The organism is Rhodopseudomonas palustris (genome assembly GCF_034479375.1).
In the GTDB taxonomy this organism is placed as follows: Bacteria; Pseudomonadota; Alphaproteobacteria; order Rhizobiales; family Xanthobacteraceae; genus Rhodopseudomonas; species Rhodopseudomonas palustris_M.
This window is the reverse complement of sequence record NZ_CP140155.1, coordinates 1,958,639-1,982,437: the sequence shown is the minus strand read 5'-3', so window position 1 is coordinate 1,982,437 and position 23,799 is coordinate 1,958,639. Positions and strand designations below refer to the sequence as shown.

Sequence of the window (23,799 nt, the reverse complement as noted above, 5' to 3'; positions counted from 1 at the left end):
GGCGATTACGCCGCCTGCGCGCGCATCCTTCGCACGTCCGGCGGCGTCGCCTCGTCGACCAAAGCGGCGATCGCCTCGGCGGTCGGCATCACGGTCTGGCCGTCGCTGCCGAGCCGTCGCACCGAGACCGAATGGGTCTCGGCTTCCTTGCGGCCGACGACGAGCAAGGCCGGAATCTTCGCCAGCGAATGCTCGCGCACCTTCAGGTTGATCTTCTCGTTGCGCAGATCGATGTCGACGCGCAGGCCCGCGCGCCGCGCCGCGGCGACGACCTGCTTGGCGTATTCGTCGCCCTCCGAGGTGATGGTCGCGACCACGAGCTGCACCGGCGCCAGCCAAAGCGGGAAGTTGCCGGCGAAGTGCTCGATCAGGATGCCGATGAAGCGCTCCATCGAGCCGCAGATCGCGCGATGCACCATGACGGGCGCCTTCTTGGCGCCGTCGGCGTCGATGTAGAACGCGCCGAACCGTTCCGGCAGGTTGAAGTCGACCTGGGTGGTGCCGCATTGCCAGTCGCGGCCGATCGCGTCGCGCAGCACGTATTCGAACTTCGGCCCGTAGAACGCGCCTTCGCCCGGGTTGATCTCGGTCTTGATCCGGTTGCCGCCGCTGGCCTTGATCTCGGACAGCACGGTCGCCATCACCCGCTCGGCGTGGTCCCACATCTCGTCGGTGCCGACGCGCTTGTCCGGCCGGGTCGACAGCTTCACCGTCAGTTCGCCGTCGAAGCCGAAGTCGGAATAGGTCGACAGGATCAGATCGTTGATCTTCATGCACTCGTCGGCGAGCTGCGCCTCGGTGCAGAACACATGCGCGTCGTCCTGGGTGAAGCCGCGCACCCGCATCAGCCCGTGCATCGCGCCGGACGGCTCGTAACGATGCACGATGCCGAACTCGGCCATGCGCAGCGGCAGATCGCGATAGCTCTTCAAACCATGTTTGAAGATCTGCACGTGGCCGGGGCAGTTCATCGGCTTCAGCGCAAACCAGCGCTTGTCCTCGGCGTCCTCGCCGGCGGACTGCGCCGCGAACATGTTCTCGCGGTACCAGTCCCAGTGGCCGGAGGTCTCCCACAGCACCTTGTCGAGGATCTGCGGCGCGTTGACCTCGTCGTAGTCGCCGGCGAGCCGGCGGCGCATATAGCCGACCAGCGACTGGAAGATGCTCCAGCCCTTGGCGTGCCAGAACACCACGCCGGGGCCTTCCTCCTGGAAGTGGAACAGGTCGAGCTCGCGGCCGAGCTTGCGGTGGTCGCGCTTCTCGGCTTCCTCGATCTGCTTCAGGTAAGCGTCGAGGTCCTCCTGCTTGGCGAAGGCGGTGCCGTAGATGCGGGTCAGCATCGGATTGTTGCTGTCGCCGCGCCAATACGCGCCGGCCACCTTCATCAGCTTGAACGCGGTGCCGATCTTGCCGGTCGAGGTCATATGCGGGCCGCGGCACAGATCGAACCAGTCGCCCTGCTTGTAGATCTTGATGGTCTGGTCTTCGGGGATCGCGTCCACCAGCTCGACCTTGAACATCTCGCCATTGTCGGCGAACACCTGCTTGGTCTGGTCGCGGCTCCAGATTTCCTTGGTGAAGGGTTTGTCGCGCTGGATGATCTCGCGCATCTTCTTCTCGATCGCGCCGAAGTCCTCGGGCGTGAACGGCTCGTTGCGGAAGAAGTCGTAGTAGAACCCGTTCTCGATGGTCGGGCCGATCGTCACCTGGGTGCCCGGCCACAGGCTCTGCACCGCTTCGGCGAGCACATGGGCGCAATCGTGCCGGATCAGCTCCAGCGCGCGGGCATCGTCGCGGGCGACGAAATCGATCGCGGCGTTGTCTTCGATGCCGTCGGCGAGGTCGGTCAGCACGCCGTTCAGCGCCATCGCCACGGTGCGCTTGGCCAGCGACGGCGAGATCCCCTTGGCGATCTCCAGCCCGGTGGTGCCGCGCGGATAATCGCGGGTCTTGCCGTCCGGGAAGGTCACGGTGATCTGCCCGGCGTTCACCGCCGGCTTGAGATTGGAGAGGGTGAACTGGAAGCCGGAGGCGGCGGCCTTGTCGGCGGCGGCTTTGTCGGCGGGGGTCTTGTCGGTCATGTCGTTCTCCTGTGGCTCACTCCTGCACACGAGCGCAGGTAAGCGGACGAGCGATATAGCAGGCGATTCCGGGGATGCAACCAAGCCGAGGGGGTTTTAGGGCCCGGTTGCGGCAAATTGCAGGGGCGAGGCGGCGCCGGTTGAATGCAATTGCATTGAATTGCGCCGATGTGAGGGGCGATGCACCGCCCGTCGCCGTCGGCACGCAGGCCCGGCGCTTTTCGACCGTCCCGCCATGGCAGGCGACGAGGTGGTGAATCCGCCCCGCGAACAGGAACGAACTCGCACGGCGCGGGTTGTCGGATGCGAGGTGGTGTGCCGATCGGGCTGATCGGCGCCATCGGGATGCAGCAGGAAATGCGCGCCCGTCATCTCGCGTGATGGATAGGCATCTCGCGATGCGGGTGCGCCGGGTTCAGTTCGTTTCGCAGCAGGTCGATGAGATCCCGCCGTCTCCACGCTCGGTGGGCGCGCGCGGTTCGGAGTCATGGCTGATCGGCCCAGCCCGATCCGGAAAGAGACCATCAGCCATGGCGAGTGACGGTGTGCAATCCGATCATCTGGACGATTCGATCTGCGGCCGAGAGCCGATCCACATTCCCGGCGCGATCCAGCCGCACGGGGCCTTGCTCGCCGCGCGGGTCGACACTTCCCTGGTCACGCATGCCAGTGCCAATCTCGACGACATGCTCGGCATCTCCGCCGGCGCTGCGCTGGGACGAACGCTTCAGCAATCGATCGGGGCGTTGGCCAGTTCGGCGATCCTGGACGCGATATCCCGCGACCACAGCGCGTTGTATCAGTTGTCCGGCTGGTACGGCAAAGACCTGCATCTGACCGCGTACCGGGTCGGCCCGCAGGTCTGCATCGATGTCGAACCTGTTTCGCCGAGCATCGCGCCGATCTCGCCGGTGCACCGGGTCCGCGCCGTGCTGGACGCGTTCAGGTCCGCCGAGGGGCAGCGCGAACTCTGTGCGCTCGCGGTGCGCAGCCTGAGAGAGATCACCGGCTACGACCGGGTGATGGCCTACCGCTTCGACACCGACGGCCATGGCGAGGTGATCGCCGAGGCCCGCGGTTCCGAGATGGATCCGTATCTGGGGCTTCACTATCCCGCATCGGACATTCCGCCTCAGGCCAGGCGGCTCTATCTGCGCCAGCGCGTCGGCGCGATCGTCGATTCCCGCTATCGGCCGGTGCCGTTGCTCACCGACCGGACGCTCGATGGCGAGGCGCCGCTCGATCTGACCTGCAGCACCTTGCGCAGCGTCTCGCCCTACCATCTCGCTTACATGCAGAACATGCAGACCGCGGCGAGCTTGACGATCGGACTGGCGGAGGGGCCGGAGCTGTGGGGCATGTTGGTGTGTCACCATCGCACGCCGCGGAATCCGGGCCCGGAGTTGCGCGCGGCCGCCGACATTCTGGGACAATTCGTCTCCACATTGCTGGGGCCTCTGGGCGAGGCCGAGGCCGCCAGGAAGAGGGCCGAGCGCAACGCCACGATGACGCGGCTCGCCGAGCAGTTCGCGTCCGCGCCGACGATGCTCGAGGCGTTCGCCGCGACCGAATCCGAGTTGCTCGATCTGGTCGATGCCGCCGGCGCCATCATCAGTTTTTCCGGGAAGGTTCGCTGCGTCGGACGGACGCCGCCGCTCGACCAGGCCGAGCGGGCGCTCGCGCGGCTGCGTGAGGAATCCGCCGGCGAATTGCTGGCCTGCGACGACCTCGGCTTGCGTCATCCCGAACTGTCCGCATGCAAGCGGGACGGCAGCGGCGCGCTGCTGCTGCCGCTGGTGGGCGCGGACGACGCGATGTTGTGGTTTCGCCCGGAACAGTCGCGCACGACGCGCTGGGGCGGTAACCCGGCCGAACCTGCCTTCGCCGATGCGGCCACCGGCGTCATCTCGCCCCGCGCGTCCTTCGCCGTCTGGATCCAGACCGTGAGCGGTCATTCCGCCCCCTGGAAGGAAGGCGATATCGCGATCGCGCAGGAATTCCGGGCGCTGATCGACGGCGAGACGGCGCGGCGCATGAAAGCGGAGATCGTCCAGCTCCGCCTGGCTCGCGAACAGGAGCAGCGCGTCCAGACTGCCCGGCTGAAGGCCGCACTCGAGAATCTGGGCGACGGCGTCGCGATGTTCGACTCCGACGGTCGGCTGGTGATGTGCAACAATTTGTACGCCAAACTCTATCGCTTGCCGGATGCGCTGCAACAGGTCGGAACGCATATCCGGGACATCGTTCAGTCCTGCATTGCGAACGGCGTCGTTGCGGGTGATATCGGAAGTCAGGAGGAATGGCTGAAGCTGTATGTTCTTCCGACCGATACCTCCAGCCAGATCCAGCAACTGTCCGACGGGCGGCTCATCAATCTGACCCGGCAGCCTCTGCCGGAAGGCGGCTGGGTCAGCACGCATGAAGACATCACCGAGCAGCAGCGCCGCGAGGCCGAGATTCTCTTTCTCGCACACCACGATCTTCTGACCGGGCTGGCAAATCGCGCGGCGTTCGACGAGACCATCGAGGCCGCCGTGGCGCGTCTGCAGCGCAACGGCGAGCCGTTCACCTTGTTGATGCTGGATCTCGACAGGTTCAAGCAGGTCAACGACACGCTCGGGCACCCCGCCGGAGACCAGTTGCTGCGGGAAGCTGCGCAACGGCTCAAATCCTCGCTTCGAAAGACCGATGTACTCGCCCGCCTGGGCGGCGACGAATTCGCGATCGTTCAGTTCGGCGCAAAGGACCGTGCGAAGGCGGCGAGGGGGCTGGCCGAGCGAATCGTCAGGCTGATCTCGCAACCATTCGACATCGAGGGAGCGCAGGTTTCGGTCGGCGTCAGCATCGGGATCGCGATGGCGCCGCATGCCGCGACGGATGCCGCCGCCATGCTCAAGATGGCCGACGTTGCGCTCTATGCGGTGAAGTCCGAGGGCCGGAATGGATTTCGATTCTTCGAGCCGGAGGCGTGATCGCGCCGGCAGTCGACCGGGCCCAAGAGGGCGCGGCCGTTGCCGGTTTCTCGCATGGCGGCGCCGCGCGGACCGTCCGCAAATTTTAATGCACCTGCATTGAGTTTCTGCTAGACCCCTCGGCGTGTCCCGCGCTTTCGCTCCCTCCGCCCTGATGCTCGGCAATTTCGTCACCGGAACGGCGGTTCTGGCGCCGGCCGGCATGCTCGGCGAATTGTCCCAGGGCCTCGGCGTCAGCATCCGCGAAGCCGGGCTGCTGATCACTTTCGGCGCGGTGGTGCTGTGCATCGGCTCGCCGCTGTCGGCGTGGCTGACCTCTAGGATCGACCGCCGGCTGCTGCTGACGACGACGCTCCTGGTGCTCGCGCTCGGCAATCTCGCTTCGGCATTGGCGCCGAACTACGCCGTGCTGCTGGGCGTGCGGATCGCGATGCTCTCGGTCGGCGCGCTGTACACGCCGCAGGCGGCCGGCGCGGTGGCGCTGCTGGTGTCGCCGGAGAAGCGCGGCGGCACCATGGCCTATGTGTTTCTCGGCTGGTCGCTGGCGGTGGCGCTCGGCGTGCCGATGATCGCCTTCGTCGCCGGCCATTTCGGCTGGCGCGAGGCCTATGGCCTGCTCGGCGCGATCGGGCTGGTCGCCTTCGTGCTGTTGTGGGCGCGACTGCCGGGCGGGCTGCGCGCGACGCCGGTCGACCTGTCGACCTGGGCCGCGGTCGGCCGCAGCCGCCGCATCCTCAGGCTGCTCGGCGTGTCGTCGCTGCAGACCTCCGGGCAATTCGTGGTGTTCACCTATTTCGGCCCGCTGCTGACCGGTCTGACCGGCGCCGGCCCGGCCGAGATCGGGCTGGTGTTCGCGCTCTACGGCGTGTTCGGCTTCGTCGGCAGCGTGATCGCCAGCCGGATCGTCGACGGCTGGGGCGCCTACAACACTTCGGCGCTGTTCACCGCCTTCATGCTCGCGGGCATCGCCGGCTGGACGTTCGGCGCCGGCCATTTCGCCGTGATGGCGGCGTCGGTGGCGATCTGGGGGCTCGGCTTCGCGGCGGCGAATTCGATGCAGCAGGTGCGCCTGCTCACCGCCGATCCGGCGCTGGCGGGCGTCACCGTGTCGCTCAACACCTCGGTGCTGTATGTCGGCCAGGCGATCGGCTCGGCGATCGGCGGCGCGCTGTTCGCCGCCGGCCTGCTGCACGTCAACGGCTACGTCTCGACCGCGGTGATGACCTGCGCGCTGCTCGCGGTGCTGTTCGCGACGCGGGAGAAGAAGGCGAAAGGTTGACTTCTTCTCCCTACAGATTTCTGCTAATCGCTTGACTTGCACCCAGAACAGATTTCTTGAGTGGACACATTAGTATAAGGCAATTGTTGCGTGCCCGATTCAGCGCATTAATCTTCTGACGCCGTCTTGGATTCGCGCGTCTGAATCAAGCCTAGTTGCTCAGATGCGCGGGGTATTATCAATGTCGAAGTGGCCGAATCCGAAGAACTCCGGGTGGAGTGATGACCAATTGAGATTCGGTGCATTTTCAAGAATGCGTTCTCAGGGTGTTGGCCGATTCAAGTCTCTCCATGGTTTTTTCGCTAGCCGATTCAAAAGCGCAAAAGAGCTTGCTGGAATTGTCCACAAGTTCGTTTTCAGAGCTCCGCCGCTGCCGCATTGGTGCGCCTTGGGAACGGTCGGGCTGGTCGGTTTTCTGATGGGACTTGCCTCCGCTCCCGAGTTTGGGCGTCTTGCGATGGATGGCGGAGTCGCGACGCTTATTGGTTCGGCATTGGGGGCGGGTATTACAGTGCTCGGCTCGGTTTGGGCGGCCCGTCATTCCAACTCACTCCGAACATCAGCGCTTGAGCGTTTAGTTGGTGAAGCTGTACTCGCAATCCGAGACGACGCTCACCGACTTTTGGCCATTGCTGAGATCGAAAACTGGAAAGACAATAATAATTTTGGGGATGCGCTTCAGCGTCAACTGGAGGCACTAAAGACCACGATTGACGTATTTGGACAGCTCTCCCCGTTTTCAGACGTGCAGAACTATGAGGCCCGAGTTTCGCTTTTCAACCTGGAACGGATTATTCGTGATCGCGTAAATACGCTTGATCATGAAATGCGATGGGTGACCGCTCATCATACCCATGGCGTACTCGAAAATGCGCGTAACACCCTAGTATATCCGGCGACTTCGATAAGCGAGGCATGTGTCTCAGTAGCTAGTGACCTTGGACTTCGAAAACCGTTTCCGGACGAGAAAGAAATTGAGCGACTCACAGGAAATCTACGCAACTGAGGGACACTAGCTGCGATATTCTGACGCCGCGGGTCAGCTTCTGACTGCCGCGGTCGGTGATCTGGTAGAACGCCGGATTTGGTGTCCAGCGGCAGCGAGCGCTTCAGCCAGCCGAGCGTCACCAGATCCTCGTAGCGTCGCTGCTCGCGCGGATTGAACACCTGCTTGCGTCCGCCGGTTTCCCGCATCGCCGGCTGGACCTTCGGCGCCGGCCATTTCGCCGTGATGGCGGCGTCGGTGGCGATCTGGGGGCTCGGCTTCGCGGCGGCGAATTCGATGCAGCAGGTGCGCCTGCTCACCGCCGATCCGGCGCTGGCGGGCGTCACCGTGTCGCTCAACACTTCGGTGCTGTATGTCGGCCAGGCGATCGGCTCCGCGATCGGCGGCGCGCTGTTCGCCGCCGGCCTGCTGCACGTCAACGGCTACGTCTCGACCGCGGTGATGACCTGCGCGCTGCTCGCGGTGCTGTTCGCGACACGCGAGACGCCAAGAGCATAATCCAGCCCCGCCGTCCGGGGGGGCCGCCGGCTTCGCGGGAACAATCCGTTCCGGCGCAAGTTGGCAGCGGAACCGCCGGCCGCGACGGCCGGCCGGGGCGAGGCGCCGCGCGTCCGACGGAGCGTCGCGTCTCCCCGATGCGCGACCCCGATCTCACACAGGAGCCGGAATGGATCGTTCGCTCTCGCGCCGTCAGCCCGGCTTCGGCATGCGCGGCAGCGGCGGGCGAGGGCGGATCTTCGGCATCGTGCAGAGTGTGGTGCTGATCGCCTTCTGGCTTGCGGTCTGTGCCACGCTGGCGTCCGCCCAGACCCCGCCGGCCGGATTGCTCCCCGGCGAGCAGGCCGACACCGCGGTTTCGAAGCCGGTCGAGGTCGATCCCACCGCCGACGATCAGGCGATCGCCGGCCGCATCCAGCGCATCCTGCGATCGACCAACTGGTTTCAGAATCCCGCCGTTTCGGTGCGGGACGGCGTGGTGTTCCTCGAGGGCGGAACCGACACCCAGGAGCATCGCCGCTGGGCCGGCACCCTCGCCCAGAACACCGAGGGGACCGTTGCGGTGGTGAACCGCATCGAGGTCGATGCCAATCTCGGCTCGACCTTCGGTCGCGCCGGCAGCGAGTTCGTCACCATCTATCGGCAGGCGGTTCAGGCCTGGCCCTGGTTGCTGCTGGCTGCCGTCATCCTGCTCGTGACGTGGGGCCTGGCCCGTCTGGTTGGGCTGTTTGCGCGGATGTTCTTCGCCCGACGCGTGCCGTCGTCGCTGCTCCAGTCGGTGATCGTTGCGGCGTTTTCGATCCCGATTTATCTGCTCGGCATCTACTTCGTGCTTCAGGTCGCCGGGCTGACGCGGCTCGCACTCACCGTGCTCGGCGGCACCGGGCTGATCGGCATCATCGTCGGCTTCGCCTTCCGCGACATCGCCGAGAATTTCCTCGCCAGCATTCTGCTCAGCGTCCGCAATCCGTTCAGCACCGGCGATCTGATCGAGGTCGCCGGCAACACCGGCATCGTCCAGAACCTGAACATGCGCACCACCGTGCTGCTCACGCTCGCCGGCAACTACGTGCAGATTCCCAACGCCATCGTCTTCAAGAGCACGATCGTCAATTTCAGCAGCACGGCGAGCCGGCGCGCGACCTTCGCGGTCGGGATCGGCTATGATTCGCCCACCACCAAGGCGCAGGCGCTGATCGCGGGGGTGCTGGCGCAGCACCCCGCCGTCCTCGACACCCCGGAGCCGCTGGTGCTGGTCGAAGAGCTCGGCGAGGCGAGCGTCAATCTTCGGATCTACTACTGGTTCGCCAGCGCCACCTATTCACCAGCCAAGATCAATTCGGCGCTGCTGCGGCTCACCAAGGAGGCGCTGCAGAAGGGCGGGATCGAGCTTCCCGATCCGGCGCGCGAGGTGGTGTTTCCGAAAGGCATCCCGATCCTCCGCCGGGACGCGGCGAGCGCGCCGGCAGCGCAGCCCGAGGGGAGCGACGGCGAGGCGGAGGCCGAACAGGAACGCAGGCCGGTCAGCTACGGCGAGGGCAATCTCAGCAACGAAACCCGAGAGGTCGCCGAACAATCCGACGGCAAGGCGCCGGAATCCTCGGAGAATCTGCTGAAGCAGTGATCGCCGCGCGACCGGGAGCCGCCCGCGCGCGCAAACGCCCGGAGACGGACCGCCTGCGGCGTCGTCAGGAGCGCACGGCGGCTGCCTTGCCGCGGTCGGTGATCTGATAGAACGCCGATTTGGATTCCAGCGGGGGCGAGCGTTTCAGCCAGCCCAGCACCACCAGGTCCTCGTATCTGTGCTGTTCGCGCGGGTTGAACACCTGCTTGCGTCCGCCGGCGTCGCGGATTTCGCGGATCAGTTTGAAGTCGTCAGGCACGGCCATTTTCAACTCCAGACGGATACAGCTCCGGCAGAACGGGCTCTCGAACCGAAGCCCCGGACAGGCCTCGCCGCGCGATCAGGCCTTCTTGCGCGATTTCTTCTTCGCCGGGGGAGCATTCTCGGCGGCGATCTGGGCGTCGCTCTCGGCCTGGGCTTCCTTGGCGAGCCGCAGCGCCCGCAGGCGCTCCATGTTCTTGCGCACATTGACCGCTTCGGTCTGGAACTGCGCCATGGTGCGCGCGCCTTCTTCGCTGGCGAGCTGCTTCTTGCGGGCCCGGTCGAGGCTCGCGGGGGATCGTTCGCTGTCGCTTTTGCCGACCATATCGAGATCCTCAGCTTGTAGACGCCACGCCTTCAGGGAACAGACCTGCAGACATGGCGACGCCCGCCCAATCGCAGAGGATCGAGCGGGTCACACCTACCGTTTCAGTACATCCGTGAAACGGAGCGAGCTGGATCAGACCAGCTCGAGATTTTCCGCGCTCGTCTTACCGCGCATCTTGTCGGTCTTGAGCTCGAAATTCACCTTCTGGCCTTCCGCGAGGCCCGAAAGCCCGGCGCGTTCAACGGCGCTGATGTGAACGAACACATCGTTGCCACCGTCGTTCGGCGCGATAAAGCCGAAGCCCTTTTGTCCATTGAACCACTTCACGGTTCCTGTCGGCATCTTGTCTTCTCCAAAGCATATAGACGTGTGACGATCACACGTCGTCGTTCAACTAATCGATGTCTTTGGGAAGGAGCCCGCAGGCGCGTTCAGAAAGTCACAGCGGCTAATCGAATTGAAAGACCTTAACCGAAACAGCCGGCAAACACAAGCGTCGTATCGGTCGCGGTTTTGGTGGCCAAGGAGCGCTCACAATGCGTTCACAATGCGGCGCGGCCAGGCGCGCGATCGATCGTGTTCGATCGTGATCACGCGCGCCGCGATCGCCCGTGATCACGGCCGTGGAACTCATTCTTTACCTCGCATTGCTACACACGCGCGCAACAGCGCGGCGCGCCGCGCTCACCGTTTCAACTCACAACTCGGCGGCGGATGAAGATGATGATGACAGGTCTGGTTCGGATCGGTGTCGTAGTTGCGTGCGCGGCGCTCGTCTGGTCGCCGGCGAGCGCCCAGCAGCCGCGCGGCCCGGTGCAGGTCGGCTCCGGCGTCTCCTATCAGTATCTCGATCGCTGGGACGTCGATCGCCTCGACAGGATCCTGAGCACCGACACGCCGAAATTCGCCGGCATCCAGGTGACCTACACGCCCGCCACCAACGCCGTAAAACTATATCGCGTGACCTATTCGTCGGTGGTGCCCGAGCGCGGCAACAAGCCGATCGTCGCCACCGGACTGATCGCGGTGCCCGACACCAAGGCGACGTCGTTTCCGATGGTCTCCTATCAGCACGGCACCGTGTACGGAAAGCAGGAGGTGCCGTCGTTCCCGGAGCAGTCGCCCGAGACCCAGTTGATGATCGCGCAATTCGCCGGGCAGGGCTATCTCGTCATCGGCGCCGATTACTTCGGCATGGGCAGTTCGACCGAGCCGGAAGGCTACATGGTCAAGGGCAGCCATCAGCAGGCGACCTACGACATGGTCGTCGCCAGCCGGGCCGTGCTCGCCGATCTCAAGCTCGCCGACACCAAGCTGTTCCTCAGCGGCTGGTCGCAGGGCGGCTTCGTCACGCTGGCGATGCTGGAGAAGCTCGAAGCTGCCGGGATGCCGGTGAACGCGGCGGCCACCGCCAGCGCGCCCGCCGACGCGTTCGCGGGTTTCGAGGGCTTCCTCAATTTTCCGCGCAAAATCGACGCCGACTGGATTCCGACGATCTTCATCCTGACCGCGTTTTCCTATGAGAATTACTACGGCGTGCCGGGCCTCGCCCGCTCGCTGCTGACGGCCGACAGCTACGACAACGCCCGCAAGGCCTATCTGCGCGAGCCGTTCGACCAGGCCGCGATCCCGACCGATCTGAAGAAGCTGATCCGGCCGGAATATTTCGACACGCAGTACTTCGCCAATTCGGCCTATGGCCGCATCGTCGCGCAGACGCAGTCCTATCGCTGGGTGGTGAAGACCCCGGTGCGGACCTATTACGGCCTGACCGACGAGGCGATCCGCACCGAGCTCGGGCAACTGCCGATGACCTGGCAGAAGGCGATGGGCAACGACAAGATCGAGGCGGTGCCGACCGGCGACACCAGCCATCGCGGCACCTTCGCCACCGCCGTGCCGCAATGGAAGACGTGGTTCGACGGCAAGTAACAGCCGGCGCGGCGACGCCGCGCGCGGCTGCTTTCAGTGCGATTCATCGCTCCGCGTCCGGGAATCCGGCCGCGGACGACGCGACGGCGGTTCAGTGCCTTGGGTGCTCGGTATTTATGTAGCGCCTGTTTCCGCAACCGAATTAACTCCGATTTCGCAATTTCAACCGTAGCGTTCGTTCCGATACTTATCGAATCGATAGTTGTAGCGTGAGTATTGCCGATGTCCGCGATCGAAGGTGTCGCCGCGTCCGAGGTTTCGCAGGGGGCCGCGCCGCTGGTGCGCTTCGCCCGCGCCAATGCCAGGCTGATCGCCGGCGGGTTGCTGATCCCCAATCTGCTGTCGCTGCTGACGATGACGTCGCTGGTCGACATCGGCCTGCCGCCGCGCACCGAAGCGATTCTGCTCTATGCCAGCGTCGCGGCGCTGGCGCGGAGTGTGCCGTTCGCGCTGATCGTGCCGCTGTTCGTCGTCGTGCTCGGCTTCGACATCGTGCGGACGCTGTCGCTGATGTTCGGCGTGGCGCCGGTCGAGTTTCTCGCCGCGATCGATCGCGCGCAGCGGATCCAGTTCTTCGCCTCGCCGCTGTATGCGACGCTGATCATGGCGGTCGCGATCACCATGGTGGCGACGCTGGCCTGCCTACGCCGACGCGCCGCTTTGGCCGGCGCCAGCGTGCCGGCGCTGTTCGTTCTGACCGCAGGCTTCGCCGCGCTCGACTTCGTCGGCAATGTGTCGCCGCATTATCATTTCGGCGCCACCATGGGGCGCGACCAGCCGGTGCGGTCCGCGGCGGACGTCTCCGGCTTCGCGGCGGCGGCCGGGGCCGACGGCCGCAACGTCCTGGTGGTGATGGTGGAAAGCCTCGGCTTTCTGCGCGATCCGGCGGCGCGCGCGAAGGTCTCCGCGCCGCTCTACGAAGCGACGCTGAGCCGGGACTACGTCGTCACCGCCGGACACGCCGGCTATTTCGGCTCGACCACCTCGGGCGAGATGCGCGAACTTTGCAATACGCGGATGTTCTACCAGGACTACGTCGCGACCGACACCGCCGGCTGCCTGCCGAACCGGCTGGCCCGGCGCGGCTATGCGACCGTCGCGGTGCACGGCTTCGCCGGCGGCATGTTCGAGCGCGAGCAATGGTACCCGACCATCGGCTTTGACCGCGCGCTGTTCGGCGACGATCTGATCAGGACCACCGGCCGCGCCTGCGGCGGCGCCTTCCGCGGCGCCTGTGACGCCGACCTCGCGCCGCTGATCGCGGCGGCGTCGCGCGCGCCCGCGGCGGGCGACAAGCCGCGCTTCACCTATTGGCTGACGCTCAACAGCCACGTGCCGATCGCGCCCGCCGAGGCGGCCGCCGACTTTCAATGCGGCGACGACGGCGGCGAATTCGGCCGGCTCGACGTCTGCCGCATGGCCGAACTCTGGCGCGACGTGTTCGACGTCACCGCCCGGCTGGCGCGCGATCCGGCGATGGGCCGGCCCGAGATCCTGATCGTCGGCGACCACGCCCCGCCGCTGTGGTCGAAGCGCGGCCGCGCCCAGTTCGAACCCGGCCGGGTCGCCTGGTACAGGCTGCAGCCGCGCGACGCCGCCGGCACGCGGATCGGGCAGTCGGCGGTCGAGGCGGATGATTGAGGCCTGTGATCGAGGCGGGGGCGGCCGCTCAAGCCGCGCCGAGCGCGAGCAGGGCGCCGGCGAGCGCGCTGCCCGCCACCACGACCAGCGGCGGCGCCCGCCACGCGGTCAGCAGCACGAAGCCCGTCAGCGCGATGGCGAAATCGACCGGGCCGTGCACGCTGCTGGTCCACACCGGATCGTACAGCGCCGCGCCGAGCAGGCCGACCACCGCGGCGTTGACGCCGCGCATCGCCGCCTGCGCGCCCGCGGCACGCCGGAACGCATTCCAGAACGGCAGCACGCCGAGCAGGATCAGCAGGCCCGGCAGGAAGATGCCGATCAGCCCCAGTGCGGCGCCGGCCGGGCCATGCGGCTGCGGGCCGACGATGGTCCCGAGATAGGCGGCGAAGCTGAACAGCGGGCCGGGCACGGCCTGCGCCGCGCCATAGCCGGCGAGAAAGGCGTCGTCGCTCACCCATCCCGGCGCGACGAAGGCTTCGCGCAGCAGCGGCAGCACGACATGGCCGCCGCCGAACACCAGCGCGCCGGAGCGATAGAACGCGTCGAACAGCGCGATGCCGGGGGAGGCCATCGCGGCGCTCAGCAGCGGCAGCCCGATCAGCAGCAGCACGAAGGCGGCGAGCGCGGCGAGGCCGACGCCGCGCGATACCGGGAACACGAACTGGCTTGAGGGCGTCGCCGATCCGTCCCGGCACAGCCACAGCCCGGCAATCCCCCCGACCGCGATCGCCGCGATCTGCATCGCCGACGACGTGCCGAGCAGGACGACGAGGGCGGCGACCACGGCGATCGAGGCGCGTTCGCGATCCGGACACAGCGTCCGCGCCATGCCCCAGACCGCCTGCGCCACGATCGCCACCGCCGTCAGCTTCAACCCGTGCAGCAGCCCGGCCCCGACCGGCCCGTCGAGGGCCGCGGCCCCATAGGCGAACAGCACCATGGCCAGCGCGGACGGCAGGGTGAAGCCGGTCCAGGCGGCGAGCGCGCCGAGATAGCCGGCGCGCATCAGGCCGATCGCGAAGCCGGCCTGGCTGCTGGCCGGCCCCGGGAGGAACTGGCACAGCCCCACCAGGTCGGCATAGCCGTGCTCGTCGATCCACTTCCGCCGCGTTACGAACTCGTCGCGGAAATAGCCCAGATGCGCGATCGGCCCGCCGAAGCTGGTCAGCCCGAGCTTGAGAAAGATCAGCAGCACTTCCGGCGCGGAGCCGGCGCGCGGCCGGTTCGATCCATCGGTCTGCGGCTTGGTGCTGGTCACAAATCGATCCGCGGCGGACGGCTTCCCATCCGCTGTCGATAGACGAGAACGGTCGCGTCGGCCAGTTCCGGCGGATGCGCCGGCCGCGGGCGTCCGGCTCCGCGGAACGTTTCGTTTGATCGCGCGCCCAGGTCGCAGGGCCGGCTGCTGGCGGGGAGGCGCATGCAACTTATATCGCCATCATCCGTTCTATCCGCTCCTCATCCCGTACAGATCCTCGTGAGACGCCTCGTGATCCTCCTGCTGCTGCTCCTGATCGTGCCGATCGTCGTGTCGGCCGGCAAATACGCGCTGGGCGATCGCAGCGTGTCGTGGCAGGCGGCCGATCGCTCAAGCGCCGGGCTGCTGCCGCCGGCGGCTGCGCATCCGGAGGCGCTGGTGCGGGTGTTCGCCGCGCGCACGGTGCGCTGGCGCGGCATCTTCGCGGTGCATAGCTGGATCGTGGTGAAGCCGGCGAATGCGACGCGCTACACCCGCTACGACTACACCGCCTGGGGCGAACCGGTCCGCGTCAACGGCTTCGTCGCCGACGGCCGCTGGTTCGGCGACGAGCCGCAACTGATCGCCGCGGCGGACGGCGAGGCGGCGGCGTCGATGATCCCGAAGATCGAGGCGGCGATCAAAAGCTACAAGCTCAACGCCTATGGCGACTACCGCGCCTGGCCGGGGCCGAACTCCAACACCTTTGTCGCGGCGGCGCTGGCCGCGGTGCCGGAACTCAAGACCACGCTGCCGCCGACCGCGATCGGCAAGGACTATCCGTGGGACGGCGGCTGGATCGGCTGGACGCCGTCCGGCACCGGCATCCGCGCCACGCTCGGCGGCTATTGCGGGCTGACGCTGGGCTGGATCGAGGGCGTCGAGCTGAACCTGTTCGGCGCGGTGCTCGGCCTCGATCTGCGCCGCCCGGCGATCAAGCTGCCCGGCCTCGGCCGCATCGGGCTGAGCCCGATTTAAGCAAAGCAGGTAGGGTGGGCAAAGCGCAGCGTGCCCACGCGTCTCCTTGATAAGCACTGCAGCCTAGCGCGTGGGCACGTCGCTTCGCGACTTTGCCCACCCTACTCATCATGATGTCCGCAGCCACAGTCCGGCGCGTTGACGCCGCGCCAGCGTGCGTAGCGCCAGGGCAGGTACCAGCGCGCGCCGGGCGGCGGCGCCTCGGGCACATTGTCGATCCCCGAGGTGCCGTAGGGATTGCAGCGAATGAGCCGCGCCAGCGTCATCCAGCCGCCGGCCCACAATCCGAACCGGCCGATCGCCTCGTCGCCATATTGCGAGCAGGTCGGCAGGTGCCGGCAGTTCGAGCCGACCAGCGCCGAGAAGCTGTGGCGATATACCCAGATCAGGCCGCGGCCGGCGTTGCGCGGCAGCCGTGTGAGCGCCTGCAGCATGTCGACGGCGGTCGCTGGAAATCGAATGGGCATCATGCCTCGGATCTGGCCGCGGATCTGCCGGGTTCCTGTGCGGGGAACCGTTCTACTACTGCAAATGCGCAACAGACACGGAAATATCGCACTTTGTTGACTGCAGTGCAGCGTCGATCCGACCGATTGCGATTGATCAACGCCGGATTTTCCATGAACCTTAAATAACGTAAGCGTGACGGATTCGAGCAAATTCCCCGGAACCTTTCGCGCATCTGCTGACGGAGTTGAAGTCCGCCGAGTTGAAGTCTGCCCGAGTTGAAGCCAGCCCGGAGTTGAAGAACCGGAGTTGAAGGAGCCACGGTGAACGCCGCTGTTCTGTCCCGCTTCGCCAGATCGACGCTCGCACGCGTCGCCGCGCTCGGCTTTGTGCTGCTCGGCGCCGCGGCGGGGCCGACGCAATTGGCGCAGGCCGGCGGCAGCCTCGAGGCCCGCAAGCTGCCGATGCGATTCGAGTGGGTCGCCTGCGAGCCGAACTGCACCGGCTGGATCAGCGCGGTCGGCATCGTCACCGCCGACACCCCGAAGGATTTCGACAATTTCGCCCGCAGCCGCCCGCTCGACGGCGCGGCGCTGGTGCTGGATTCCAGCGGCGGCTCGGTCAACGACGCGATCGCGCTCGGCCGGCGCTGGCGCAAGATGGGGCTGATGACCACGGTCGGCAGTAGCGTGCGGACGCAGACGCCGTCCGGGACGCGCGCCGGCATCGTGCCGGAGGCCTATTGCGAGTCGATGTGCGTGTTCCTGCTGCTGGCCGGCAAGACCCGCTACGTGCCGGAGGGCGCCCGGGTCCGGGTGCACCAGATCTGGATGGGCGACCGCGCCGAGGACGCCCGCGCTGCCAGCTACACCGCGCAGGACGTCACCATCATCGAGCGCGATATCGGCCGGCTCGCCAAATACACCTTCGAGATGGGCGGCACCGGCGATCTCTTGGCGCTGGCGCTCAGCGTCCCGCCCTGGGAGGATCTGCACCAGCTCTCGCCGCAGGAACTGCGCGACGCCAATCTGGTCACCGCCCAGGCCTTGGCCGAGCTGCTGCCGCCGAAACCCGCCACGCCGTCGGCCGCGGTCGCCGCCGCAGCCACGGTCGCCGCCGCCGCGAAGCCGGTCCAGGACCGCTTCGTCCCGACCCCCGTCGCCGCGACCAAAACCGCCGAAGCCGCGCTCCCCACCGGCGGCACCGCACCGGCCGCGCCGCAGCCGCCGGCGCATTGAGCACCACCTATCCCCGTCATTCCGGGGCGCCGCGTAGCGGCGAACCCGGAATCCAGAGGTGGTTGGAAACGTCCCTTAAGCAGCTCGGGATTCCGGGTTCGCTCGCTTGCGCGAGCGCCCCGGAATGACCTTGTTTTTGTTTCGCGGTTGTTCAATGCCTCCGCCCCGCGCCCGGCGCGCTCCCTCGCCCCGCTGGTGCGGAGAGGAATTCGTAGGGTGGGCAAAGGCGCGCAGCGCCGTGCCCACGCGCCGGAGAATTGCTGCGTGTCACGGCGAATGCGTGGGCACGCTTCGCTTTGCCCACCCTACAAGAAGCGCCGAAAATCAGGAGACCGCCGCACCCGCGCCGGCGCGCTGCGCCTCGATCTGGCCGATCGCGTCGACCACCGCGTCGAAGGTCAGCAGCGTCGAGGCGTGTCGCGCCTTGTAGTCGCGGACCGGCTCGAGCATCGCGATATCGGCCCATTTGCCGTCCGGCGGCGCGCCGTTTTCCTTGAGCATTTTCCGCACGCTGTCGCGCAAGGCTCGCAGCTCGCTGGAGGTGGAGCCGACGACATGGCTGGCCATGATCGATGACGACGCTTGCCCGAGCGCGCAGGCCTTCACCTCGTGGGCGAAGTCGCTGACGGTGTCGCCGTCCATCTTGAGGTCGACCTTGACGGTCGAGCCGCACAATTTCGAGTGCGCGGTGGCGGTGGCGTCGGGATGATCGAGGCGGCCGATCCGCGGGATATTGCCCGCCAGCTCGATGATCCGCTTGTTGTAGATGTCGTTGAGCATGCGAAATTGTCCGGGCCGTTCCGCCCGCCCGCCGACGGATTCGGAGGGGCTGCCTTGGCGGTTCCGGCGTATCATCTTATATAGGAGGAGAGGCGGCGAAACACAGTCCGCCGCGCGGCGCTGAAACCGCCGGCCGTATCTTGTGAACCCCCATGCGCCGAGGATGTTGCGCGGCAGGGTTCGCTGAAGGGATCAAGACGACCGGCGGCTGGCCGCCCGTCTGCCCGGTGACACATCCGGCCCGCGAGGGCTGGTCGAACGGAGTGAAGATGGACGCCAAGATCAAGCCGCTGCGGACCGGCAAGCTGCCGGAGGCCCGCACTGAATTTCAGCCCGCCGAGCTCGACCCTTCGGAATTCCTCGCTGCCGCCGTGCAGCCGGATCAGCCGCGGCCGTCGCGCGCCGAAGCCGAGGCCGCGGTCAAGACGCTGCTGTCCTATATCGGCGAGAACATCGAGCGCGAGGGCCTGCTCGACACCCCGCGCCGGGTGGTCGAGGCCTATGACGAGCTGTTCCAGGGCTATCACCAGTGCCCCGCCGAAGTGCTCGACCGCACCTTCGGTGAAACAGCGGGCTACGACGATTTCGTGCTGGTGCGCGACATCTCCTTCACTTCGCATTGCGAGCACCACGTCATGCCGTTCTATGGCAAGGCGCATATCGCCTATACGCCGGTCGAGCGCGTCGTCGGGCTGTCGAAGCTGGCGCGCCTGGTCGAGATCTTCGCCCGCCGGCTGCAGACCCAGGAGCATCTCACCGCGCAGATCGCGGCTGCGATCGACGAGGTGCTGAAGCCGCGCGGCGTCGCGGTGATGATCGAGGCCGAGCACACCTGCATGTCGGTGCGCGGCATCGGCAAGCAGGGCGCCTCGACCTTCACCAGCCGCTACACCGGCATGTTCCGCGACAATCCGGCGGAGCAGGCCCGCTTCATGTCGATGATTCGCAACCGCGGCTAACGCCTCGGATTGCGCGAGGAAAACGCTCGTGAGTTCATCTGCTGCCTCATCGCCCGCGCTCGACGATATCGAGGAGGGCATCGCGTTGCGTCCGAAATTCGACGCGGCAGGCTTCGTCACCTGCGTCACCACCGACGCGCGTTCGGGCGATGTGCTGATGGTCGCCCATATGAACGCCGAGGCGCTGGAGAAAACCATCCAGAGCGGCGAGGCCTGGTACTACAGCCGCTCTCGAAAGCGACTCTGGAAGAAGGGCGAGAGTTCGGGCCACGTCCAGAAGGTGCTGGAGATGCGGGTCGACTGCGACCAGGACGCGGTCTGGATCAAGGTCGACCAGGCCGGCGGCGCCGCCTGCCACACCGGCCGCCATTCCTGCTTCTACCGCCGCATCGACCGCGACGCCTCCGGCGCGCCGCTGCTGACCATGGTCGATGACCACCGGCATTTCGACCCGGCGAAGGTGTACGGCAAGTAGCACGCGCGACCGCGCCCAGGTCTCACCGCGTAGGGTGGGCTGAGCGCAGCGAAGCCCACGCATGTCGCGCGCGTGGGCACGGCGCTCCGCGCCTTTGCCCACCCTACAGCAGTTTTGAACCCGTCATTCCGGGGCGCTCGCGCAGCGAGCGAACCCGGAATCTGGAGCTGTTCATCGATCGCATCCAACACCTTCGAGATTCCGGGTTCGCGCCTGACGGCGCGCCCCGGAATGACGGTGCTCAGCGAGAGGCACGCCGGCCGTATTAACCCCTCGTTAACCATACCGGCCGCACGGTTGCAGCCGGTGCAACGCGCGCGAGTCTCACCGCAGCTCGGGAGCAGGGTCCTCCATCATGTCCGCCGAAATCTCCAGTTCCGCGGTGACGCTCGTCGATCCGGCGCGGACGAAGATTGCCGGCGCGATCAGGCAGGCCTCGGGCTCGACCGGCGCCAGCTTCGAATATCTGCTCGCCACCGCCAAGATGGAATCGAACTTCAATCCGCAAGCGGCGGCGTCGACCTCCTCGGCCAAGGGCCTGTTCCAGTTCATCGACCAGACCTGGCTCGGCACCGTGAAAGAGGCGGGCGCCCAGCTCGGCTATGGCGACTATGCGGACGCGATCAGCAAATCCGCGTCGGGCAGCTACTCGGTCAGCGATCCGGCGGCGCGGCAGGCGATCATGGATCTGCGCAACGATCCGGTGGTGAGTTCGGCGATGGCCGGCGCGCTGACGCAGTCCAACAGCTTCAAGCTGACGGCGGAGATCGGCCGGCGGCCGAGCGATTCCGAACTCTATATGGCGCATTTCATGGGCGTCGGCGGCGCGTCCAGACTGATCAACGCCGCGCAGGACAATCCGAACGCCAGCGCGGTGGCGATGTTCCCCAACGCCGCCGCCGCCAACCAGTCGATCTTCTACGACCGCTCGGGCAATGCCCGCAGCGTCGCGCAGGTCTACGGCAATCTCGACGCGCGCTACAACGCGGCGGCGAATTCGCCGGCGACGCAGACCGCGCTGGCCTCGGCCGGCGGCGCTCCGGCCGGCGCCGCGATGGTGCTGGCCTCGGCGAGGACGGTCGACAACGCCGCCTATCTGTCGAGCTTCCCGGACGTCCGGACCGTCGAGGCGGTGCGCGCGGTGTCGCCGGTCGATGCGACGGCGTCGTCGACGCGGCAATCCTCCGAGCCGATGTTCCGCACCCTGTTCCAAGGCGGCGACCGCAGCGAGCCGGTGTCGCCGGCGGTGCAGCAATTGTGGGGCGGCGGCACCGGCGCATCGAGCACGTCGACCGACGCGGCGGCATCGGGCACGTCCAGCGTCCCGGCGACGGGCGCATCCAGCACGACGATGTCCTACGCCCCGTCGGCCCCCGCCGCGCCGACCGATTTCGGCCTGACCGATCCGTCCGCCGCGCTCTCCACCACCCCCACCATCCGCCCGCCGCGCACCCTCGACCTGTTCAGCGACCGCAACGGCACCTTCGCCGGCTGATCGCGCGCGCGTCCCGGGCGCGATGCGGCACATCGTGCCGCGTCGCTTGGGCTTTGCCTCTCCGCACGTCGTCCCCGCGCAGGCGGGGACCCATACGCCGCAGCATCTCGAAGGAAGCACCGTGGCAGAGGCCTTGCTTCACTTGGGACGCCAGGGGTTATGGGTCCCCGCCTGCGCGGGGACGACTCGTTGCGGAGGCGGTGGCTGACCATTGCGCCTACGCGACTGCCCAGCCGCAACAGCGGGTCGAGGCGATCGGCCGGCATCGACATCGCGAACTAACAACTCGCTTCATCCTTATCGCGACAGCCAAGCTGGAACAGCAATCAACAAGACCAATCGCCCGAGTTCTTCATTGCGAGGAGCGAAGCGACGAAGCAATCCAGGGGCGGTGTGCACCGAGCCTCTGGATTGCTTCGCTTCGCTCGCAATGACGAACGCAAGCACCGATTTTGATTCAGTCCATTTTCGGTCAGGCGCTGAGGAGCCCGGCGCAACGCGCAGAGGAGAGCCGTGCAGGCAGAGCCGCGCCCCAACTAACTGCCCGCCAGTATGTCCATCGGTTTCCGCATCGTTAACGAAACAGCAACAAACCCAACCAGTTATGGTGAACCCTTTGTTAAGCGTCATGGTTTAGAAAGTGTGACGTTGGCATCGCGTCACGATGTCGTCGTTGCGTAAGCCGGAAGGCCCATGATCGTTCGGCAGTTCATCAGTTGGATTCGTCACGCGCCCGCGGGCGAGCGTGCAGAGGCGACCCGGGCGCTGGCGCGGGCCTTCCTGATCTCCGATCTCACCCCGGACGATCGCGCCGCCGCCGAAGGCGCGCTGCTGATGATGCTGGACGACGTCTCGGCGCAGGTGCGCCAGGCGATGGCGCAGGTGTTCTGCCGCAGCGCGCAGGCGCCCGCCGCGATCGTGCGCGCGCTCGCCGCCGATCAGCCTTCGGTGGCGCTGCCGGTGCTGGAATTCTCGCCGCTGCTGATCGACGCCGATCTGGTCGACATCGTCGCCACCGGCGGCGATCAGGTGCAATGCGCGGTGGCGCGCCGCGTGCGGCTGCCGGCCGCGGTGTGCGCGGCGATCGCCGAGGTCGGCACCGCCGCAGCAGCGCTGGAGCTGATCGAAAATCCGCACGCCGAGCTGGCGCCGTTCTCGTGGGACCGCATCGTCGAGCGCCACGGCCATCTCGCCGCGATCCGCGAGTCGATGCTGGTGCTCGACGGCCTGCCGGCGGCGACGCGGCTGGCGCTGGTGTCGAAACTGTCCGACACGCTGCAGCAATTCGTCGTGGCGCGCGGCTGGCTGCCGGCCGATCGCGCCGCGCGCGCCACCACCGACGCGCTCGACCGCTCCACCGTGGCGGTGGCGGCGCGCTCGCGCGGCGACGATCTGTCGGCGCTGATGCGGCATCTGCGCGCCACCTCGCAGCTCACCGCCGGGCTGATCCTGCGCGCGCTGTTGTCCGGCAATCTCGAATTGTTCGAATGCGCCCTGGTCGAACTCTCCGGCCTGCCGCAGGCGCGCGTCGCGGCGCTGCTGCACGAGCGCGGCCCCGGCCTGACCGCGCTGTTGGCGCGCGCCGGCCTGCCGGAGACGACCCATCCGGCGTTCCGCGCCGCGCTCGAGGCGCTGCACGAGATCGGCTTCGTCGGCAGCGACGTCAATGCGGCGCGGCTGCGCCGGCTGATGGTCGAGCGCGTGCTGACGCGTTGCGAGACCGGCGCCGACGCCGCCGCCCCGCTGTTGATCCTGCTGCGCCGCTTCGCCACCGAATCCGCCCGCGAAGACGCCAGCGCCTTCTGCGGCGAACTGATCGCCGACCACGCCGTCCGACGCCCCGATCTGATCGCCGCGTAGCTCAACGCCGTCATTCCGGGGCGCTTGCGCAGCAAGCGAGCCCGGAATCCAGATGTTGTTGCGACGCGAGTCGTTGCGGAACAGTTCGAGATTCCGGGTTCGCGCTTCGCGCGCCCCGGAATGACGGTGGAGTGTAGGGTGGGCAAAGGCGCGCAGCGCCGTGCCCACGCGTATCACGCGCGACGCGTGGGCTTCGCTGCGCTCCGCCCACCCTACGTGCTGATCGCCGACCACGCCGTCCGACGCCCCGATCTGATCGCCGCGTAGCTCAACGCCGTCATTCCGGGGCGCTTGCGCAGCAAGCGAACCCGGAATCCAGATGTTGTTGCGACGCGAGTCGTGCAGAACAGTTCGAGATTCCGGGTTCGCGCTTCGCGCGCCCCGGAATGACGGTGGAGTGTAGGGTGGGCAAAGGCGCGCAGCGCCGTGCCCACGCGTATCACGCGTGACGCGTGGGCTTGGCTGCGCTCCGCCCACCCTACGTGCTGATCGCCGACCACGCCGTCCGACGCCCCGATCTGATCGCCGCGTAGCTCAACGCCGTCATTCCGGGGCGCTTGCGCAGCAAGCGAACCCGGAATCCAGAGGTTGTTGCGACGCGAGCCGTGCGGAACAGTTCGAGATTCCGGGTTCGCGCGTCGCGCGCCCCGGAATGACGGTGGAGTGTAGGGTGGGCAAAGGCGCGCAGCGCCGTGCCCACGCGTA

The 23,799-nt window shown here is 66.9% G+C and carries 19 protein-coding genes and 2 pseudogenes; 13 read left to right on the top strand and 8 right to left on the bottom strand.

Annotation, left to right across the window (positions count from 1 at the left end; genetic code table 11):
* Nucleotides 1–5 precede the first annotated feature (5 nt).
* A complete protein-coding gene (gene thrS / locus SR870_RS08940; RefSeq protein WP_322517619.1) occupies nt 6–2,081 on the bottom strand; it encodes a threonine--tRNA ligase in 2,076 nt (691 codons plus the stop codon).
* Nucleotides 2,082–2,479: 398 nt separating this feature from the next.
* On the opposite strand from thrS, the gene SR870_RS08935 reads away from it, so the two are divergent.
* The 3 genes from SR870_RS08935 to SR870_RS08925 all read left to right on the top strand — a co-directional run bounded on the left by SR870_RS08935 (nt 2,480) and on the right by SR870_RS08925 (nt 7,338).
* Nucleotides 2,480–5,053 (top strand): diguanylate cyclase domain-containing protein, encoded by a 2,574-nt coding sequence (locus SR870_RS08935; RefSeq protein ID WP_322517618.1) that lies wholly within the window; start codon nt 2,480–2,482, stop codon nt 5,051–5,053.
* 154 nt (nt 5,054–5,207) lie between these two features.
* Nucleotides 5,208–6,332, top strand: coding sequence for an MFS transporter (locus SR870_RS08930; RefSeq protein WP_322518233.1), 1,125 nt, complete (start codon nt 5,208–5,210; stop codon nt 6,330–6,332).
* 181 nt (nt 6,333–6,513) lie between these two features.
* Entirely contained in the window at nt 6,514–7,338 is an 825-nt protein-coding gene (locus SR870_RS08925; protein WP_322517617.1) for a hypothetical protein, read from the top strand.
* Between the two features lie 137 nt (nt 7,339–7,475).
* On the opposite strand, the pseudogene SR870_RS24165 reads toward SR870_RS08925, so the two are convergent.
* Nucleotides 7,476–7,526, bottom strand: a pseudogene (locus SR870_RS24165) (hypothetical protein); the annotation flags it as partial.
* Between SR870_RS24165 and SR870_RS08920 the strand changes: the two are divergent.
* Nucleotides 7,525–7,836 (top strand): annotated as a pseudogene (locus SR870_RS08920) (MFS transporter); the annotation flags it as partial. The pseudogenes SR870_RS24165 and SR870_RS08920 overlap by 2 nt on opposite strands.
* Before the next feature lie 169 nt (nt 7,837–8,005).
* Nucleotides 8,006–9,460 (top strand): mechanosensitive ion channel family protein, encoded by a 1,455-nt coding sequence (locus tag SR870_RS08915; RefSeq protein ID WP_322517616.1) that lies wholly within the window; start codon nt 8,006–8,008, stop codon nt 9,458–9,460.
* Between the two features lie 64 nt (nt 9,461–9,524).
* Here the strand turns inward: SR870_RS08915 and SR870_RS08910 are convergent, their stop codons facing one another.
* From SR870_RS08910 to SR870_RS08900, 3 genes are all read right to left on the bottom strand, one after another.
* Complete coding sequence (locus SR870_RS08910) at nt 9,525–9,725, bottom strand: TenA/THI-4 family protein (protein ID WP_322517615.1); 201 nt, start codon at nt 9,723–9,725, stop codon at nt 9,525–9,527.
* Nucleotides 9,726–9,800: 75 nt separating this feature from the next.
* Nucleotides 9,801–10,046: a transcriptional regulator gene (locus SR870_RS08905; protein WP_322517614.1), complete on the bottom strand. Its 246-nt coding sequence runs from the start codon at nt 10,044–10,046 to the stop codon at nt 9,801–9,803.
* Between the two features lie 135 nt (nt 10,047–10,181).
* Entirely contained in the window at nt 10,182–10,391 is a 210-nt protein-coding gene (locus tag SR870_RS08900; RefSeq protein ID WP_011441069.1) for a cold-shock protein, read from the bottom strand.
* Nucleotides 10,392–10,772: 381 nt separating this feature from the next.
* Between SR870_RS08900 and SR870_RS08895 the strand changes: the two genes are divergently transcribed.
* Both SR870_RS08895 and SR870_RS08890 read left to right on the top strand, forming a co-directional pair.
* Nucleotides 10,773–11,981: an alpha/beta hydrolase family protein gene (locus SR870_RS08895; protein ID WP_322517613.1), complete on the top strand. Its 1,209-nt coding sequence runs from the start codon at nt 10,773–10,775 to the stop codon at nt 11,979–11,981.
* Between the two features lie 222 nt (nt 11,982–12,203).
* A complete protein-coding gene (locus SR870_RS08890; RefSeq protein WP_322517612.1) occupies nt 12,204–13,622 on the top strand; it encodes a sulfatase-like hydrolase/transferase in 1,419 nt (472 codons plus the stop codon).
* A 28-nt stretch (nt 13,623–13,650) separates the two neighbouring features.
* On the opposite strand, the gene chrA is transcribed toward SR870_RS08890, so the two are convergent.
* Nucleotides 13,651–14,883 carry a chromate efflux transporter gene (gene chrA, locus SR870_RS08885; RefSeq protein ID WP_322517611.1) on the bottom strand — a complete coding sequence of 411 codons (1,233 nt, stop codon included), beginning with the start codon at nt 14,881–14,883 and terminating at the stop codon, nt 13,651–13,653.
* 162 nt (nt 14,884–15,045) lie between these two features.
* Between chrA and SR870_RS08880 the strand changes: the two genes are divergently transcribed.
* Nucleotides 15,046–15,840 (top strand): DUF3750 domain-containing protein, encoded by a 795-nt coding sequence (locus SR870_RS08880; RefSeq protein WP_322517610.1) that lies wholly within the window; start codon nt 15,046–15,048, stop codon nt 15,838–15,840.
* 101 nt (nt 15,841–15,941) lie between these two features.
* On the opposite strand, the gene yidD is transcribed toward SR870_RS08880, so the two are convergent.
* Nucleotides 15,942–16,310, bottom strand: a complete 369-nt coding sequence (yidD, locus tag SR870_RS08875; RefSeq protein WP_416221142.1) for a membrane protein insertion efficiency factor YidD — start codon at nt 16,308–16,310, stop codon at nt 15,942–15,944.
* A 300-nt stretch (nt 16,311–16,610) separates the two neighbouring features.
* On the opposite strand from yidD, the gene SR870_RS08870 reads away from it, so the two are divergent.
* Nucleotides 16,611–17,525, top strand: coding sequence for a hypothetical protein (locus SR870_RS08870; RefSeq protein WP_322517609.1), 915 nt, complete (start codon nt 16,611–16,613; stop codon nt 17,523–17,525).
* 324 nt (nt 17,526–17,849) lie between these two features.
* Here the strand turns inward: SR870_RS08870 and SR870_RS08865 are convergent, their stop codons facing one another.
* Complete coding sequence (locus SR870_RS08865) at nt 17,850–18,305, bottom strand: iron-sulfur cluster assembly scaffold protein (RefSeq protein ID WP_322517608.1); 456 nt, start codon at nt 18,303–18,305, stop codon at nt 17,850–17,852.
* 269 nt (nt 18,306–18,574) lie between these two features.
* On the opposite strand from SR870_RS08865, the gene folE reads away from it, so the two are divergent.
* The 4 genes from folE (at nt 18,575) to SR870_RS08845 (ending at nt 23,094) form a co-directional block, all read left to right on the top strand.
* Nucleotides 18,575–19,264 carry a GTP cyclohydrolase I FolE gene (gene folE / locus SR870_RS08860; RefSeq protein ID WP_322517607.1) on the top strand — a complete coding sequence of 230 codons (690 nt, stop codon included), beginning with the start codon at nt 18,575–18,577 and terminating at the stop codon, nt 19,262–19,264.
* 28 nt (nt 19,265–19,292) lie between these two features.
* On the top strand, nt 19,293–19,739 hold the full coding sequence (gene hisI, locus SR870_RS08855; protein ID WP_322517606.1) for a phosphoribosyl-AMP cyclohydrolase: 447 nt from the start codon (nt 19,293–19,295) through the stop codon (nt 19,737–19,739).
* Between the two features lie 355 nt (nt 19,740–20,094).
* Complete coding sequence (locus SR870_RS08850; protein WP_322517605.1) at nt 20,095–21,234, top strand: transglycosylase SLT domain-containing protein; 1,140 nt, start codon at nt 20,095–20,097, stop codon at nt 21,232–21,234.
* A gap of 693 nt (nt 21,235–21,927) precedes the next feature.
* A complete protein-coding gene (locus tag SR870_RS08845) occupies nt 21,928–23,094 on the top strand; it encodes a DUF2336 domain-containing protein (RefSeq protein WP_322517604.1) in 1,167 nt (388 codons plus the stop codon).
* Nucleotides 23,095–23,799 lie beyond the last annotated feature (705 nt).

Excerpts from the sequence above, each read along its gene's own strand:
- SR870_RS08925 (WP_322517617.1), top strand. The coding sequence starts at position 6,514 with ATGTCGAAGTGGCCGAATCCGAAGAACTCCGGGTGGAGTGATGACCAA.
- SR870_RS08900 (WP_011441069.1), bottom strand. The coding sequence starts at position 10,391 with ATGCCGACAGGAACCGTGAAGTGGTTCAATGGACAAAAGGGCTTCGGC.
- SR870_RS08880 (WP_322517610.1), top strand. The coding sequence starts at position 15,046 with ATGCAACTTATATCGCCATCATCCGTTCTATCCGCTCCTCATCCCGTA.
- SR870_RS08905 (WP_322517614.1), bottom strand. The coding sequence starts at position 10,046 with ATGGTCGGCAAAAGCGACAGCGAACGATCCCCCGCGAGCCTCGACCGG.
- SR870_RS08890 (WP_322517612.1), top strand. The coding sequence starts at position 12,204 with ATGTCCGCGATCGAAGGTGTCGCCGCGTCCGAGGTTTCGCAGGGGGCC.
- thrS (WP_322517619.1), bottom strand. The coding sequence starts at position 2,081 with ATGACCGACAAGACCCCCGCCGACAAAGCCGCCGCCGACAAGGCCGCC.
- SR870_RS08935 (WP_322517618.1), top strand. The coding sequence starts at position 2,480 with ATGCGGGTGCGCCGGGTTCAGTTCGTTTCGCAGCAGGTCGATGAGATC.
- folE (WP_322517607.1), top strand. The coding sequence starts at position 18,575 with ATGGACGCCAAGATCAAGCCGCTGCGGACCGGCAAGCTGCCGGAGGCC.
- SR870_RS08910 (WP_322517615.1), bottom strand. The coding sequence starts at position 9,725 with ATGGCCGTGCCTGACGACTTCAAACTGATCCGCGAAATCCGCGACGCC.
- SR870_RS08865 (WP_322517608.1), bottom strand. The coding sequence starts at position 18,305 with ATGCTCAACGACATCTACAACAAGCGGATCATCGAGCTGGCGGGCAAT.
- SR870_RS08850 (WP_322517605.1), top strand. The coding sequence starts at position 20,095 with ATGTCCGCCGAAATCTCCAGTTCCGCGGTGACGCTCGTCGATCCGGCG.
- SR870_RS08845 (WP_322517604.1), top strand. The coding sequence starts at position 21,928 with ATGATCGTTCGGCAGTTCATCAGTTGGATTCGTCACGCGCCCGCGGGC.
- SR870_RS08915 (WP_322517616.1), top strand. The coding sequence starts at position 8,006 with ATGGATCGTTCGCTCTCGCGCCGTCAGCCCGGCTTCGGCATGCGCGGC.
- yidD (WP_416221142.1), bottom strand. The coding sequence starts at position 16,310 with ATGATGCCCATTCGATTTCCAGCGACCGCCGTCGACATGCTGCAGGCG.
- SR870_RS08930 (WP_322518233.1), top strand. The coding sequence starts at position 5,208 with ATGCTCGGCAATTTCGTCACCGGAACGGCGGTTCTGGCGCCGGCCGGC.
- SR870_RS08895 (WP_322517613.1), top strand. The coding sequence starts at position 10,773 with ATGATGACAGGTCTGGTTCGGATCGGTGTCGTAGTTGCGTGCGCGGCG.